The sequence below is a fragment of the Holospora elegans E1 genome, from assembly GCF_000648275.1.
Taxonomy (GTDB): domain Bacteria; phylum Pseudomonadota; class Alphaproteobacteria; order Holosporales; family Holosporaceae; genus Holospora; species Holospora undulata_A.
Window position 1 is genome coordinate 1 of record NZ_BAUP01000003.1, and the last position, 1,514, is coordinate 1,514.

The following is a 1,514-nucleotide window of genomic DNA, read 5'->3' on the forward strand; positions in this document are numbered from 1 at the left end:
TAGTACGAGGCAATTGATATTCTGCGTTCCAAACTTCCAATTGGTGCCATCGAGCATTAAATGCATTTTAGGAACTTGCTCCCAAATGCTTGATATCAAGGCTTTTGAGAAGAGTCCAGAATCAATTAACTTGTCCTCAATTACTTGTCCTTTTAAAAAAACTCCTGACGCGTTCAAGCTTGGATTTTATTGAAGCTGGAGAGTTCATCTTGTGGATCAGCGCAAGATGCTGAACCTTTCGCTGATCGATAAGTACGAAGGTTTTAAAAGTCTCTGCGCGGGAATTGTGAAAAGCTAATAGTTTTTTTATCTTGTTTATTAAGGATGAGAGGTTCATTTGCATTAAACATTGTTGTTTATTTTTAATAAAATAGCCTCTCTTTCGGATCTTTAAAAGACCCTTCAAAAAAGTGAGGGGGAGTATGATAAAATTCGTAAATTTCTTCTATTTGTTCTTCTTTCGATTTTTTATATTTTTGAACCAAGATAATAAGGGCAAGTAATCGTTCTTCATTTATTGCTGATTGTATTAAAATTCCCAAATCTTCCAAAGAAAGAAAAAAAAATCTTTAGCAATCTTTCGTAGAGTTGGCACTGTAATGCCCATAAACTTATCGGTTTGAGCATAATCTCCTGGGCCTGTCTTGAAAAAGATCGACGCTTTTTCCGGACTTGAATCGATAGAGTCCTGTAAAATTTTTCGTAAGGATTGAATCGTACTAGACATGGCATCTTTCATGATTGATAAGCCATTGTTTGCGCGTAATACCACCACTGTATCCCCCAAGAGCACCGTTGCTATTAATGACACGATGACATGGTACAATAATAGAAAATTGATTTGCTGCGTTAGCATTTGCAACTGCTCGGTAAGCCTTACTCTTTCCAAGAGCTGACGCTTGAGCCTTATAATTCCGAGTCTGTCCATACGGAATACGCATAAGTTCTTCATAAACAAGATTTTGAAAAAGGCTTCCCAGAAAATGAAGTGGTGTCATAAATTGCCTGATCTTTCTATCAAAATAGAACTCTAATTCCAGTGCAACTGATTCTATTAGGGCAGTGCTTTTTTGGATAATCACTGCTTTTGTTGCACGCTTAAGCCTTTCAATCTTACGTTTCAGCCCTTTTCCGTCAGCAAACTCTAAAAGGTAAAGGTTTGTCTCATCAGAAATTGCAATCATGGGGCCAAGTTTTGTGTCAATCCAAGAGGCTTTTAAGCTTTGCCTGTACACTCCTTCATCAGAGATTTTATCTGAATGCAAAAATATTTTGTTTAAATCAAAAACGCTATTCATACTATTATGTTTTTTAGATTAAAAGAGTCAAACATATACCTCATTTGAGCTTTCTATGCAAGAAAAATTTTAGACTTTTAACCAAAGATAGCACGATCAATTTTCAAAGTTTTATTAACGTGAAGTGCCACAGAAATACGCAGTGTTCCCTCTAGCATTTCAAGTTATCGTGTGTTTGCAAGAGTTTTTCGACGAAATTTTGCAAACCAATAGAGG

At 36.1% G+C, this 1,514-nt stretch carries 3 protein-coding genes; all 3 read right to left on the minus strand.

Features of this window, described 5'->3' with window-relative positions; all coding sequences use genetic code 11:
• Positions 1–136: 136 nt before the first annotated feature.
• On the minus strand, positions 137–343 hold the full coding sequence (locus HE1_RS07785; protein ID WP_162480050.1) for a hypothetical protein: 207 nt from the start codon (positions 341–343) through the stop codon (positions 137–139).
• A gap of 19 nt (positions 344–362) precedes the next feature.
• Positions 363–551, minus strand: a complete 189-nt coding sequence (locus tag HE1_RS09270; RefSeq protein ID WP_035543075.1) for a hypothetical protein — start codon at positions 549–551, stop codon at positions 363–365.
• Positions 552–719: 168 nt separating this feature from the next.
• On the minus strand, positions 720–1,298 hold the full coding sequence (locus HE1_RS00025) for a methylated-DNA--[protein]-cysteine S-methyltransferase (protein ID WP_035543081.1): 579 nt from the start codon (positions 1,296–1,298) through the stop codon (positions 720–722).
• Positions 1,299–1,514: the final 216 nt, after the last annotated feature.

Excerpts from the sequence above, each read along its gene's own strand:
- HE1_RS07785 (WP_162480050.1), bottom strand. The coding sequence starts at position 343 with ATGCAAATGAACCTCTCATCCTTAATAAACAAGATAAAAAAACTATTA.
- HE1_RS00025 (WP_035543081.1), bottom strand. The coding sequence starts at position 1,298 with ATGAATAGCGTTTTTGATTTAAACAAAATATTTTTGCATTCAGATAAA.